Origin of the sequence: Acidiphilium sp., from assembly GCF_049977125.1 — a bacterium.
Classification (GTDB): Bacteria; Pseudomonadota; Alphaproteobacteria; order Acetobacterales; family Acetobacteraceae; genus Acidiphilium.
Genome location: NZ_JBMFGY010000011.1, coordinates 1 through 12,973 on the forward strand (window position 1 = coordinate 1; position 12,973 = coordinate 12,973).

The window sequence follows — 12,973 nt, forward strand, 5'->3', positions numbered from 1 at the left end:
GCCTTGCCTTACCCGCGCCGTGTCGTCTCAGTGATTATCGCGGGGCACGCCGAAGCGTTCGGCGATGCGTTGGTAGGTGATGGCGGGTTCGAGCACGGCGCCGGTTTCGAGTTGGCTGGTGAAGCGGCGGTGGATTTCTTGCCAGGGGGTTTGGTTCAGCAGTTCGGGCAGTGCCATGGTTTCGCGGCGGCGGGTGAGTTCGGCGTTGTCGATCAGGATGTTGGCGGTGCGGGTTTTCAGATCGACCCGGATGCGATCGCCGGTTTTCAGGAGCATCAGGCCGCCGCCGATGGCGGATTCCGGGCTGGCGTTGAGGATGGAGGGGCTGCCGGAGGTGCCGGACTGGCGGCCGTCGCCGATGCAGGGGAGTTGGTTGATGCCTTTTTGCACCAGGGCGTCGGGTGGCAGCATGTTCACCACTTCGGCGGAGCCGGGGTAGCCGATCGGGCCGCAGTTGCGGATGACCAGGATGCAGTCGGCATCGATGTTCAGGTCGGGGTCGTTGATGCGGTGGTGATAATCCTCGGGTCCTTCGAACACGATGGCGCGGCCTTCGAAGGCGTCGTGATCGCCGGGTTTGCGCATGAAGCGGTCGCGGAATTCGGGTGAGATGACCGAGGTTTTCATGATCGCGCTGTGGAACAGGTTGCCGGTGAGCACGGCGAAGCCTGCGTGTTCGTGCAGCGGGGTGGCGTAATCGGTGATCATTTCGGCATCGACGCTGCGTTTGCCGCGATTTTCCGCGCCGATGGTGCGGCCTGACACGGTGAGGGCGTCTTCCTGGATTTTGCCGTGGCGGATCAGTTCGCCGATGACGGCGGGCAGGCCGCCGGCGCGGTGGAAGCGTTCGCCGAGATATTTGCCGGCCGGCATCATGTTGACCAGGAGGGGGATTTCGTAGCCGAGCCGATCCCAGTCGGCGATGTCGAGTTCGACGCCGATGTGGCGTGCGATGGCGATGATGTGGGGCGGGCAGTTGGTTGAGGCGCCGATCGCGGAGGCGCAGACGATGGCGTTTTCGAAGGCCGCGCGGGTCAGGATGCGGGAGGGGCGGAGGTCTTCGTGTACCATGTCGACGATGCGTTTGCCGGTTTCATAGGCGATTTGCGCGCGTTCGCGGTAGGGGGCGGGGATGGCGGCGCAGCCGGGCAGGGACATGCCGAGCGCCTCGGCCAGGGCGTTCATCGAGCTGGCGGTGCCCATGGTGTTGCAATGGCCGACGCTGGGGGCGGAGCCGGCGACCATGTCGATGAATTTGTCATAGGCGATGTCACCGGCGGCGAGGCGGCGGCGGGCTTCCCACACCACGGTGCCGGAGCCGACCAGCTCGCCTTCGAACCAGCCATCGAGCATGGGGCCGCCGGAGAGGACGATGGCGGGGAGATCGACGGTGGCGGCGCCCATGATCATGGCCGGGGTGGTTTTGTCGCAGCCGGTGGTGAGCACCACGCCGTCGAGCGGGTAGCCGAACAGGACTTCGACCAGGCCGAGGTAGGTGAGGTTGCGGTCGAGTGCCGCGGTTGGGCGTTTGCCGGTTTCCTGGATCGGGTGGACGGGAAACTCGATCGGCACGCCGCCGGCGGCGCGGATGCCATCGGCCACGCGCTTGGCGAGTTCGATGTGGTGGCGGTTGCAGGGCGAGAGGTCGCTGCCGGTCTGGGCGATGCCGATGATCGGCTTGCCGGATTGCAATTCCTCGCGGGTCAGGCCGTAGTTGAGGTAGCGTTCCAGGTATAGGGCGGTCATGCCGGGATTGGCCGGGTTGTCGAACCATTGGGCGGAACGCAGCTTGGTCGGGGTGTTGCTCATCGGTGTGACTTTCAGTTCGACCAGCCGCCGTCGATCACATGGGCGACGCCGGTGGTGAAGCGGGATTCGTCGGAGGCGAGGTAGAGGGCGAGCATGGCGATTTCATCGGGCGTGCCGAGGCGGCCCATGGGTTGGCGGGCGACGAATTCCGCCTCGATTGTCGCGGTGTCGGTATTGCGGGACGCGGCGAGGGCGGCGATGCGGCCGCGCAGCGACGGGCTTTCGACCGTGCCGGGGCAGATCGCGTTGCAGCGGATGCCTTTGGTGATGAAATCCGCCGCGACGGATTTGGTCAGCCCGATCACGGCGGCTTTGGAGGCGCCATAGGCGCAGCGGTTGACGGTGCCTTTGATGCTGCCGACGGTGGAGGCGATGTTGATGATCGAGCCGCCGCGCTTTTCCAGCATGCCGGGCAGGAAGGCGCGGATGGTGTGGAACATCGCGGTGACGTTGAGGTCGAAGGAGAAGCGCCACTCCGGTTCGGTGCCGTCGAGCACCGAGCCGTGCGCGACGTAGCCGGCGGCGTTGACCAGGATGTCGATCGGGCCGAGGGCGTCCGCCATGGCGGTGATCGCGGCCGGATCGGTGACGTCGAGCGCGCGGGCGCCGGGGAGGGCGGCGAGGAGGGTGGCGTCACGGTCGGTTGCGATGACGCTGGCGCCCTCGTGGATCAGGGTCTCGGCGATGGCGCGGCCGATGCCCTGGCCGGCCGCGGTGATGAAGGCGGTTTTGCCGGCGACGCGGCCTGATCGTGACATTCCGGTTTCCTCGTTTCTGCACTTGCCGGGGTTTTTACGCTTGCCGGGGTTTTTGCGCTTGTCCGGACGGGCGACTGGACCCAGACTGGTGTGGTTGATACATGATGGTTACCAATAACCGACAGAAGCGGCAAGTATCAGGGGGGGAGGATGACCGAGGGATTTCATATTTATGATCCGCGGATGCGCGCGATGCTGTTGATGAATGCGGCGGTCGAGCGGATTGCGACCGGGTTTCGCTGGGCGGAGGGGCCGGTGTGGTTCGGCGATGCGAATTGCCTGTTGTGGAGCGACATTCCGAACGACCGGATCATGCGCTGGTGGCCGGGCGGGGCGATGGATGTGTATCGCGCGCCGGCGCACCATGCCAATGGGCATACGCGCGACCGGCAGGGCAGGTTGATCAGCTGCGAGCATGGCCGGCGCTGCATCAGCCGCACGGAATTCGATGGCAGCGTGACGGTGCTGATCGATCAGTTCGAGGGCAGGAAGCTGAATTCGCCGAATGACGTGGTGGTGAAATCGGACGGGACGATCTGGTTCACCGACCCTGATTACGGGATCATGACCGATTACGAGGGGCATCGCGCGGCGAGTGATCAGGGGGCGTGCCGGGTGTACCGGTTTGATCCGGCGGCGGGGTCGATCGTTGCGGTGGCCGAGGATTACGAGCGGCCGAACGGGATTGCGTTCAGCCCGGACGAGCGGTTGCTGTATGTGGCGGATACCGGCTTTACCCATCGGGACGGCGGGCCGCACCATATTCGGGTGCATGAGGTGATCGATGGCGCGCGGCTGGGGCCGGGGGCGGTGTTTACGGTGATCGAGCCGGGATTTGCCGATGGGTTCCGGCTCGATGAGCATGGCAATGTCTGGACCAGTTGCGGCGCGGGCAACGCGGTTGCGGTGTTCGCCCCGGATGGGACGCCGCTGGGCCGGATCGATCTGCCGGAGATGGTCAGCAATCTGTGTTTCGGCGGGGTCAAGCGCAACCGGCTGTTCGTGACGGCGACGACCTCGGTGTATTCCCTCTTTATCGGCGTGCGCGGCCATCCTATGGTATGAGCATGAGGCGTGACACGGCGCTTATTGTGGTTGATGTGCAGCGCGATTTCTGCGCCGGCGGCCCGCTCGCGGTGGCGGATGGCGATGCGGTGGTGCCGCTGATCAACGCGCTGGCGCGGCATTATGCGACCGTTGTGATCACCCAGGACTGGCACCCGGCGGATCATGCCTCGTTCGCCAGCCAGCATCCGGGGCGCGCGGCGTTCGAGACGATCGATTGGGCGGGGGCGACGCAGATTTTGTGGCCGGATCATTGCGTGATGGCGAGTGCCGGGGCGGCGCTGCATCCGGGGCTTGAGATACCGCACGCGGCGCTGATTCTGCGCAAGGGGTTGAACCGGATGATCGATTCCTATTCGGCGTTTCTCGAGGCCGATCGGACGACCCGCACCGGGTTGGACGGGTATCTGGCGGCGCGGGGGATTGCCGCGGTGGATTTATGCGGGCTGGCGACGGATTATTGCGTGGCGTGGTCGGCGCAGGATGCGCGGCGGTTCGGCTTCGGGGCTCGGGTGATCGAGCCGGCGTGCCGGGCGATCGATCGGGACGGGTCGCTGGCGGCGGCGTGGGCGGCGATGACGGCGGCGGGGGTCGCGCGGAGCGGCCTGGTCTGATACCAGCGCGCGCATGAACGAGGCGCGCTTATGAGCGAGGCGGGGGAGCGTCGGCGGCGGATCGCGCGGCGGGCGTTTGCCGTGCTCGCGGTGATCGGGGGGGTGGCGCTCGCGGTGGTGTATGGGCCGGAAATCGCCTCGGGCAATTATCACCGCGCGGCGATCGAGCGGCTGGCGAGCGATGCGCTGGGGCGGCGGGTGACGATCGCGGGGCCGATCGCGCTGTCGCTGCTGCCGGAGCCGCAGTTGCGCGCCGATACCATCACCATCGGCGGTCCACGGGGCGGGTTGATCACGGCGGCGACTCTGAAGCTCGATCTGGCGCCCGGGCCTCTGCTGCTGGGGCGGTTGCGCGCGACCACGCTGACGCTGCGCAAGCCCGATGTGTCGCTGCCATGGCCGCTGCCGGGCGGGGCCGCCGCGATCGCGCCGCCGCCGTGGCTGGCCTCGCTGCATGCCACGATCGTGGATGGCCGGTTCCGGCTGGGCGCGATCACGTTCGACCATGCCGATCTGTCGATTTTCACCGGCGGGCCGCATGCGGTGCTGGCCGCCTCCGGCACGGTGATGCTGGATGGCGCGACGGCGAAGGCGACATTGGACATCGACAACGCGGGCGGGAGCGCGCCGGCGCCGGTGGCCGGTTCGCTCAGCCTGGACAAGGGCACGGCGGCGCGGCTCGATTTCAAGGGCAGTCTCGATCGCGCCAGCGTGCTCGCCGGCGTGCTGACCGGCAGCGCGGCGCCGGCGCTGCTCGCGCGGGTGATGCCGGGGGGGACGCCGGAATCGGGCTTGTTTCGCGCGGCGCTCAGTGTCGATGGCGCGGCGCTGGTGTTGCGGCGGATCGATGCCACGCTGGGCGGCAGCCATGTGGGGGGGCGCGCCGTGCTCGACCTGCGGCCGGCGCCGTTGCTGCGGCTGGATCTGACCGCCGAGAACGTGCGGCTTGGCCGCGGGTTCGGCCTGTTGCGCGCGGTAGCGGGGGTGGTGCCGCTCGCGGGGGTTGTTGCGGTGCGCGGCGGCACGATCGGGGGCGTCGCAGTCGATCGGCTGGATGCGATTTTGCTCGGCGATGCCACGGCGCTGCGGGTGACATCGCTGCGGGCGGCGCTGGGGCATGGCGCCGTGGTGACCGCCAGCGATCTGGTGATGGCGCGGCGGGGGGAGATGGGCGGGCGCGTGACGGGGGCGTTCCGGCTGGTGGCGCCTGATCCGGCGGGGCTGCTCGGCGCGCTGGGGGATCGGCTCGGGGTGATGCCGTCATGGCCGGCGGGTCTCGGCGGGGTGAGCGTGGCCGGGCGGATCGCGGTGGGGCGCGACAGGCTGGGGCGCGACAGGCTGGGGCGCGCCGGGCTGGGGCGCGACGGGATCGAGGCGACGGGGTTGCACGGCAGTATCGGCGGCGAGGAGGCGCCGGTCTCGCGGTTCACCGGTGCGCTGGTGCTCGATCCGGGCGAGCGGGCGACTCGGGTGGCGATCCGCCTCGGGTTCGATCGGCTGACTCTGCGCCGGCGGAGTTTGCGATCGGTGGCGCGGTTGCTGGCGGGCGCGGGCGGGGCGATCACCGGACCGTTCGCGGTTTCGGCGGCCACGTTGATCGTGCCGGGGATTGTGCCGGGGATCGTGCCGGGGGCGGATGGCGCGGCGGCGCCGCTTGTCACGGCCACGCATTTGCTGCTCGACGGCGCGTTCGCCGACGCGGCGCAGGGCGGTGGCGTCGCGCTGCGGTTCGCGAGCCTGCGGTTGGGCCAGGCGATGCTGGTGGGACATGGCGCGCGGCTGCGGGATGGCGGTATCGTCGCGGCGCGGCTGCTGATGTCCGGGCGCGATGCCGGGACGTCGCTTGGCGCGATCGCGCGGGCGATCGGGGTCGCGGCGACTGCACGCGCGATCGGGGTCGCGGCGACTGCACGCGCGATCGGGGGGGATCGGGCGCGGGTGCTCGACCGGGCGGGGCTGGCGTTGCCGCTGTGGCATCATCGCTTCGCCGTCGCTCTGGTGGCGGCGGGGCCGGCGGCGGCGCTGCATACCGGGGTGACGGTGCATCTGGGTCCGATCCGCGCCGCGGCGCAGCCGGTGGTCGATCTGGTCAGCGGCACCGGGTCGGGGGCGCTGAGCCTGCATGCGCCGAATGCGGTTGCGCTGATCCGCGATCTGGGCGGTGCGGCGCTGCTCGGGGCGCGCAACGGGCTGGACTGGCCGGGGGCGGGGTCGATCAGCCTGCGCGCGAGCGGGTTCGCGACGCCGGATATGGTGGGATTGTCGAGCTTCGTGCTCTCGCTGGGCGCGCTGACCGCCTCGGGGCGGTTGAACCTTGCGACCACGGCCACGCCGAAGCTGCTGAGCGGGGGGATCGCGGCGGATACATTGGCGATTCCGGCGCCGTCCCGCCTGCTCGCGTTGGCGGATCTGGCGCTGGGCGGCGGCATCGCCGTCTCGCTGCCGGTGGTGAGTGCGGCGCGGATCGATCGGGCCGAGACCACGATCGCGACCGGGGCGACGTTTGGCCTTGTGGTTACGCCAAGCGGGGGCACGCCAAGCGGGGGAACGCCTGATCTGACCTTGAAAATCCGGCATGCGGGCGTGGCGGGCGGCGCGTTCGAGGGCACGGCGGGGCTGACCGGCGCGGTTGCGCGATCGCCGGCGACGTTCAGCCTCGCCGGGCATCTCGATCATGCCGATGCCGCCACGCTGGCGGCGGATGGCGCGGATTTCGGGATCGATCTGCCGGTGACCGGCGGGGTGCTCGATCTGGCGGGGATTTTGACGGCGACGGGTGCCGATCCGGCGTCATGGGGCGCCAGCCTGGCCGGGCGCGTCACCGCGACCGGCACCGGCCTCGCGCTGCGCGGGATCGATCTGGCCGCTGCCGGGGCGGCGCTGGCCAGGGCGGTGGCGGCGCGCCCGCGGATTGGCCGGATCGCGGCGGCCGGGTTGCTGCGTCATGCGCTGAGCGGGGGCGCCACCGGCTTTGCCACCGGCAGCGCGACCGGGGTGGTGGCCGGGGGTATTCTCACGCTGGATCACGCCGATCTCGCGGGGGATGCCGGCGGGCTGGACGGCGCCGGCACGATCGATCTGGCGCGACGGCGGTTGAAGCTGACGATCACCGCGGCACCGGTGGTGGCGGGGCATCGATCGGCGCCATCGCTGACGCTGGCGCTGAGCGGCGATGCGGCGCGGCCGGTCGCGCGGCCGCATGTCGATGCCGCGATCGGGTGGATCAGGGCGCATCGACCCAGGCCGGCCGCGCCATGACCGCGCTCCGGCGGTGGCAGTTGTCGGCCTATCTGTTGCTCAATTTCGGTTTCTTTTTCTTCGATACCGCGATGGGGTTGTTCGATGTCGCGACCTACGGGTATTTCACCCGCCAGCATGTCGCGCCGGCGCTGTTTGCGCTTGATTTCGTCATGGTCAGCGTGCCGATGCTGGCGGGGGGCTGGCTCGCGCATCTGCTCAACCGGCGCTTTGGCGTGCGCGCGGTGATCGGGCTGGGCTATGCGATCGCGACGGCGGGGTTTCTGACGCTGTATTTGAGCGGATGGTATCGTGTGCCGGCCTGTCTGCTGCTGGTGGCGCTGCTGCTCGGCATCGTGTTCAGCGCGATCCTGCCGGCGCTGTCGCGGTTCATCCGCGATGTGTTCGGCGCCGGGCGCGGGGCTGTGCTGGCGCTGAAGCTCGATGCGATTTTCATGGCGGTCGGCATGGTCGCGGGGGTCGGTTTCGGCACGGTCTGGTTCGAGCGCGAGGGGTTGGGCGTGTTTTTTCCGCTTGCGACCGCCTGTTTCGCGCTGGCCGGGACGGTTCATGTCACGACCTTGTTTTTCCCCGGCGTGCTGCGCGACTATGCCGGGCCGGAAACGCCGGGGCGCTGGGTCGCGACCCTCGCGGCGATGCGCAGTGCCGAAACCAAATGGCGCAGCCTGATGCTGCAACCCTCGCTGAACCTGGTGATCGTGCCGCTGATGGTGGGGCTGCCCGCCTTTGCGGCGCGGCGGCATTATGGCGCGCTGCCGGTGATCGGCCTGGTCGCGGCGCCGATCGTGGTGCTGGCCGGGCGGCGGTGCGGCATGCTGGCCGGACGGCTGGTGGTGCCGGAGGTGGTGCTGCGGCTGATGGTGGGGCGGCGTGGTGCCGCGGTGTGGCCGATGGCGGGGTTTCTGCTGCTGTATGTTCTGGCGTTTCTGACCCGGCGGCTCGAGCTGGTGTTCATGCTCGTGGTGTGCGCGCATGTTTTGAGCAATGTGGTGGCGGGTGCGGTGTTCTATGGCGTGCAGACCGAATTTCCCGCAGGCGAGACCGCCGCCGCCAGCGCCCTGCAAACCCAGCTTGCCACCGCCGTCTGGGTGGTGGCGGCGGCGCTCGCCACGCTGGTGATGGTGGTGCTGCCGCCGGCGTTCACCATCGGGCTTGCGGCGATCGGGCTGGTGATCGCCGCCCTTCTGCTGCATGGCCACGGCATCGGCGGGTTTCAATCACCGGCCGTGGGTCCTATAGCGAAACGACAGTCCTGATGACCGACCAACGGAGGCAACGATGATCGAGCTTTATTACTGGACCACGCCGAACGGCCACAAGATCACCATGTTTCTCGAGGAGAGCGGCACTGCCTACACGATCCACCCGGTCAATATCGGGGCGGGGGATCAGTTCGCGCCGGATTTTCTCAGGATTGCGCCGAACAACCGGATCCCCGCCATTATCGATACCGCGCCCGCCGATGGCGGGGCGGCGATCAGCGTGTTCGAATCGGGGGCGATCCTGCATTATCTGGCGGAGAAGACCGGAAAATTCCTGCCCGCCGACCTGCGCGGCCGGACCGAGGTGATGGAATGGCTGTTCTGGCAGATGGGCGGTCTTGGCCCGATGCTCGGGCAGAACCATCATTTCAGCCAGTATGCGCCGGAACGGCTCGACTACGCGATCACGCGCTATGTCAATGAGACCAACCGCCTCTATGGGGTGCTGAACCAGCGCCTGGCCGATCGGGACTTCATCGCGGGGGATTATTCGATCGCCGACATGGCCTGCTATCCCTGGATTGTGCCGTATGAGCGTCAGGGCCAGTCACTCGAGGATTTTCCGCATCTGAAACGCTGGTTTCACGCGATCCGGACGCGTCCGGCGACATTGCGCGCGTATGAGAAGGCCAAGTCGGTCTCGCAGACCGCGACGGTGACCGAGGAGTCGAAGAAAATCCTGTTCGGCCAGACCGCCCAGCACGTGCGGTGAGACCTGCGTGATGCTGGGATGAGGAGGATCGGGGGATCGGCGGGGCTAGAGCATTATCCGATCAGATGGAGTCATCTGATCGGATGAGAATGCTCTATTTATCAATATCCTAGAGCACTACATCCGATCCAATGGGATCGGAAAGTGCTCTAGAGCGATATGCGATTAAGTTGACGCGGCAGCGGCAACATAATTGCATGAAATCGCTCGAAAAAATAAAGATCTAGAGCGTTACGCTGAAAGCATCACGCTCTAGCGTTATCCTTTTGGCACCCGGATGACGAACCGGGCGCCGATGATGGCACCCGAGGCGTTGCGCCGGTTTTCCGCCATGATGCGGCCGAGATGCGCCTCGATGATCTGGCGTGAGATCGACAGGCCGAGTCCGGAATGGCTGCCGAAACTCTCCGATTGCGGCCGTTCGGAATAGAACCGGTCGAACACGTCGTTGAGCTTGGCGTCGGGGATGCCTGGCCCTTCGTCCTCGACCGCGATTTCGATCATGCTGCCGGTTTCACGCCCGCGCAGCCAGATTTTGCCGTTCGGCGGGCTGAACGAGGCGGCATTGCCGATCAGGTTGCGCAGCACCTGCACCAGGCGCCCCTCGGCGCCGCGCACCACGAGGCCGGATTTCGGGGCGTCGAGCAGCATCACCGGGTCGCGGTCCTTGCGCGTCGCCTCGTGGATTTCGGCCAAGGCGGAGAGGATGGGCGCGAGATCGACCGGTTCGAGCGCGGTGCGCGACATTTCGGAATCGAGGCGCGAGGAATCGCTGATGTCGGAGATCAGCCGGTCCAGCCGCTGCACGTCCTGGGCGATGATGTCGAACAGGCGGGCAGCGCGCGCGGGATCGTCCATCCGGCGGATGGTCTCGATCGCCGAGCGGATCGAGGACAGGGGGTTCTTGATTTCATGCGCGACATCGGCGGCGAAGCGCTCGATCGCGTCCATCCGCGCCCAGAGCGCGTGGGCGGAATCGGCGAGGGCGCGGGCGAGGGTGCCGATTTCATCCGAACGCGCCGCGATCGCGGGGGGGACCGGCTCGGCCATCGCCGCACGGCCCTCGCGCAGCCGGTTGGCCGAGGCGGCGAGGCGGAGCAGCGGGGTTGCGATGGTGCGCGCGAGATAGGCCGAGAGCAGCACGGTCAGCGCCAAAGCGAGGCCGAACAGGGCGAGAATCGAGACGCGGATGGCGAATACCGCGCGATCCACCTCGGTCGCCTCGCGGGTCAGCAGCACGACGCCGACGGATTGCTTCGAGCGGATGATCGGCTCGGCCACGGTGATCAGCAGGCGTCCATCGGGCGCGCGGCGGATGTAGGGGGCGGCCTGATGATGGGCGGGCGTGCTGGTCAGGCGCAGGGCCTCGCGCACGCTCGGCTGCCAGCCCAGCCCCGCCGCTTCGCTGCCCGAACCGGCCGGGGCAATCTCGGGATTGGGCAGGAAGGCCAGGAACTGGTCGTAGAGAAAACTGATCGCGCGGGCGAAGTCGTCGCGCGGGCGCACCGAGGGCAGCGGTTCGGTGATGATCGCGCCACCCGGCCCCTGGCGGATGCGCGAATTGGCGATCACCTGGCCATCGGCGCCGTAGATCAGCGCCTGGGCGTTCGGGGTCGGCTCGATCAGCCGGTAGAGCAGGGGGCGGGCGAGATCGGCGTTGATCGTTGGTTGATTGGCGGCGTTGGGCTGCACCGCCGATTCGGCCAGCGCGCCGGCATAGATCCGCGCCTGTTCGCGCAGGGCGGTGACCTCGGCGGTCAACAGCCCGTGCTGATACTGATCGAGATAGAGAAGGGCCGCGACGATCAGCGCCAGCGGCAAGGCGTTGACCAGAAGGATGCGCCGCAGCAGCGGCGACATGCGCCACGGCGGCGGCGGCGGAACGCTCATGCCTCTTTGTAGCGATAACCGATGCCGTACAGGGTCTCGATCTGGTCGAACTCCTCATCGAGGGCGCGGAATTTGCGGCGGAGGCGCTTGATGTGGCTGTCGATCGTGCGGTCGTCGACATAGACGCTCTCGCCATAGGCGGCATCGATCAGCTGGTCGCGCGATTTCACCATGCCCGGCCGTGTCGCCAGCGCCTTGACCAGAAGGAATTCGGTGACGGTGAGCTGGATGTCCAGCCCTTTCCAGAGACATTGATGCTTGGTCTCGTCGAGGGTGAGGTGGCCGCGCGCCATCAGCCCGGCGGGAATGGCGCCGGCGCCCTCGGCACGGCTGGCCTCGTTGCGGCGCAGCAGGGTGCGGATGCGTTCCAGGAGGAGGCGCTGGCTGAACGGCTTGGTGATGTAGTCATCGGCGCCGAGGCGCAGGCCCATCAGCTCGTCGAGCTCATCGTCCTTGCTGGTCAGGAAGATGACCGGCATGGCGGAGCGGGCGCGCAGGCGCTGGAGCAGCTCCATCCCGTCCATGCGCGGCATTTTGATGTCGAGCACGGCGAGATCGACCGGCCGCGCCATCAGCCCCTGAAGGGCGGATTCGCCGTCGGTGTAGGTGCGGACCAGGAAGCCTTCCTGCTCCAATGTCATCTGGACCGATTCGAGGATATTGCGGTCATCGTCAACCAGGGCGATTGTATGTTTCATGTCTCTGCTTCAACGGGTAATCTGTCGTAGTAATGCCGGAGTGACGTGGCGGGAATGTGGTGACAATGCAAGACCTGAGGGAACTCCATAACGATATCCACCGCGAGGCGCGGATGTTGCTGCGCGCGGCGCGGGTGGGCAGCCTCGCTGTGCTGGAGGATGACTACCCCGCACTCGCCCTGGTGACGCCGGCGGTGGCGCTCGATGGCGCGGTGATCCTGCTGCTCTCGCAGCTATCGGCGCATACCCGCGCGCTCGATCGCGATCCGCGCTGCGCGCTGATGGTCAGCGGCGAGGCGAGCGAGCGCAATCCGCAGACCGCGGCACGGCTCTCGCTGGTGTGCGATGCGACGCGCAGCGATGATCCGGCGGATCGCGCCCGCTATCTCGCGATCCATCCCTATGCCGAGTTCTATGCGGGATACACCGATTTCGGCGTGTACCGGCTCGAGCCGGTCGCGGCCCGCTACGTCGGTGGCTTCGCGCGCGCGGCGACTCTCAGCGTCGATCGGCTGGCGCCGGTGACCGAGGCGCTGAACAATGCCGACGCCGCGGCCGCCGCCATCGCCGCCGCGAACGGCGCGCAGGCCGCACGGCTCGATGCCATCGCCGCGCGGCATGGCGGCGAGGGCGCGGGCTGGCGGGTGGCGACACTCGACCCCGACGGGTTCGACCTGGTCCGCGAAGCGGTGGTGCTGCGGCTGGGGTTTCGGCGCGGCCTGCGGGTTTATGATGATTTCATGACCGAACTGGCGACCGACCCCAGGTTCGCCGATGCGTGAGGCGCACCGCCGATGGGGCGAGCCGGAGCGGCCCGGCAGGGTTGGTGGCCCGGTGTTGACCGACGCCGCGCGCGTTCATCGTGCCCGCGTTTATCGTGCCCGCGTTTATCGTGCCCGCGTTTATC

Annotated in this window: 10 protein-coding genes; 6 read left to right on the forward strand and 4 right to left on the reverse strand. The window is 68.0% G+C overall.

Translation table 11 applies throughout. The features are described from left to right. Positions 1-27 precede the first annotated feature (27 nt). Entirely contained in the window at positions 28-1,809 is a 1,782-nt protein-coding gene (locus ACP5E6_RS03380; RefSeq protein WP_427951664.1) for an IlvD/Edd family dehydratase, read from the reverse strand. Between the two features lie 11 nt (positions 1,810-1,820). Further along, positions 1,821-2,567 carry an SDR family oxidoreductase gene (locus tag ACP5E6_RS03385; protein ID WP_427951666.1) on the reverse strand — a complete coding sequence of 249 codons (747 nt, stop codon included), beginning with the start codon at positions 2,565-2,567 and terminating at the stop codon, positions 1,821-1,823. 150 nt (positions 2,568-2,717) lie between these two features. Here ACP5E6_RS03385 and ACP5E6_RS03390 point away from each other — a divergent pair, with 150 nt between their 5' ends. The 5 genes from ACP5E6_RS03390 to ACP5E6_RS03410 are packed head-to-tail and all read left to right on the forward strand — an operon-like array spanning position 2,718 to position 9,478. Then, the gene (locus ACP5E6_RS03390; RefSeq protein WP_427951668.1) at positions 2,718-3,632 is read left to right on the forward strand and encodes an SMP-30/gluconolactonase/LRE family protein; all 915 of its coding nucleotides are present in this window, start codon (positions 2,718-2,720) and stop codon (positions 3,630-3,632) included. 2 nt (positions 3,633-3,634) lie between these two features. Further along, positions 3,635-4,246 carry a bifunctional nicotinamidase/pyrazinamidase gene (pncA, locus tag ACP5E6_RS03395; protein ID WP_427951671.1) on the forward strand — a complete coding sequence of 204 codons (612 nt, stop codon included), beginning with the start codon at positions 3,635-3,637 and terminating at the stop codon, positions 4,244-4,246. Between the two features lie 30 nt (positions 4,247-4,276). Continuing rightward, the gene (locus ACP5E6_RS03400; RefSeq protein WP_427951674.1) at positions 4,277-7,504 is read left to right on the forward strand and encodes an AsmA-like C-terminal region-containing protein; all 3,228 of its coding nucleotides are present in this window, start codon (positions 4,277-4,279) and stop codon (positions 7,502-7,504) included. Beyond that, positions 7,501-8,760 carry a hypothetical protein gene (locus ACP5E6_RS03405; protein ID WP_427951676.1) on the forward strand — a complete coding sequence of 420 codons (1,260 nt, stop codon included), beginning with the start codon at positions 7,501-7,503 and terminating at the stop codon, positions 8,758-8,760. The genes ACP5E6_RS03400 and ACP5E6_RS03405 overlap by 4 nt, the downstream gene beginning before the upstream one ends. A gap of 22 nt (positions 8,761-8,782) precedes the next feature. After that, positions 8,783-9,478 carry a glutathione binding-like protein gene (locus tag ACP5E6_RS03410; RefSeq protein ID WP_427951679.1) on the forward strand — a complete coding sequence of 232 codons (696 nt, stop codon included), beginning with the start codon at positions 8,783-8,785 and terminating at the stop codon, positions 9,476-9,478. A gap of 258 nt (positions 9,479-9,736) precedes the next feature. Here ACP5E6_RS03410 and ACP5E6_RS03415 read toward each other — a convergent pair whose 3' ends face one another. Together ACP5E6_RS03415 and ACP5E6_RS03420 are read right to left on the reverse strand one after the other, a co-directional pair. After that, positions 9,737-11,368 carry a stimulus-sensing domain-containing protein gene (locus ACP5E6_RS03415; RefSeq protein WP_427951682.1) on the reverse strand — a complete coding sequence of 544 codons (1,632 nt, stop codon included), beginning with the start codon at positions 11,366-11,368 and terminating at the stop codon, positions 9,737-9,739. Then, positions 11,365-12,066 carry a response regulator gene (locus ACP5E6_RS03420; RefSeq protein WP_427951684.1) on the reverse strand — a complete coding sequence of 234 codons (702 nt, stop codon included), beginning with the start codon at positions 12,064-12,066 and terminating at the stop codon, positions 11,365-11,367. Before ACP5E6_RS03420 ends, ACP5E6_RS03415 begins: the two co-directional genes overlap by 4 nt. A gap of 65 nt (positions 12,067-12,131) precedes the next feature. Here ACP5E6_RS03420 and ACP5E6_RS03425 point away from each other — a divergent pair, with 65 nt between their 5' ends. Continuing rightward, complete coding sequence (locus ACP5E6_RS03425) at positions 12,132-12,848, forward strand: HugZ family protein (protein WP_427951687.1); 717 nt, start codon at positions 12,132-12,134, stop codon at positions 12,846-12,848. Positions 12,849-12,973: the final 125 nt, after the last annotated feature.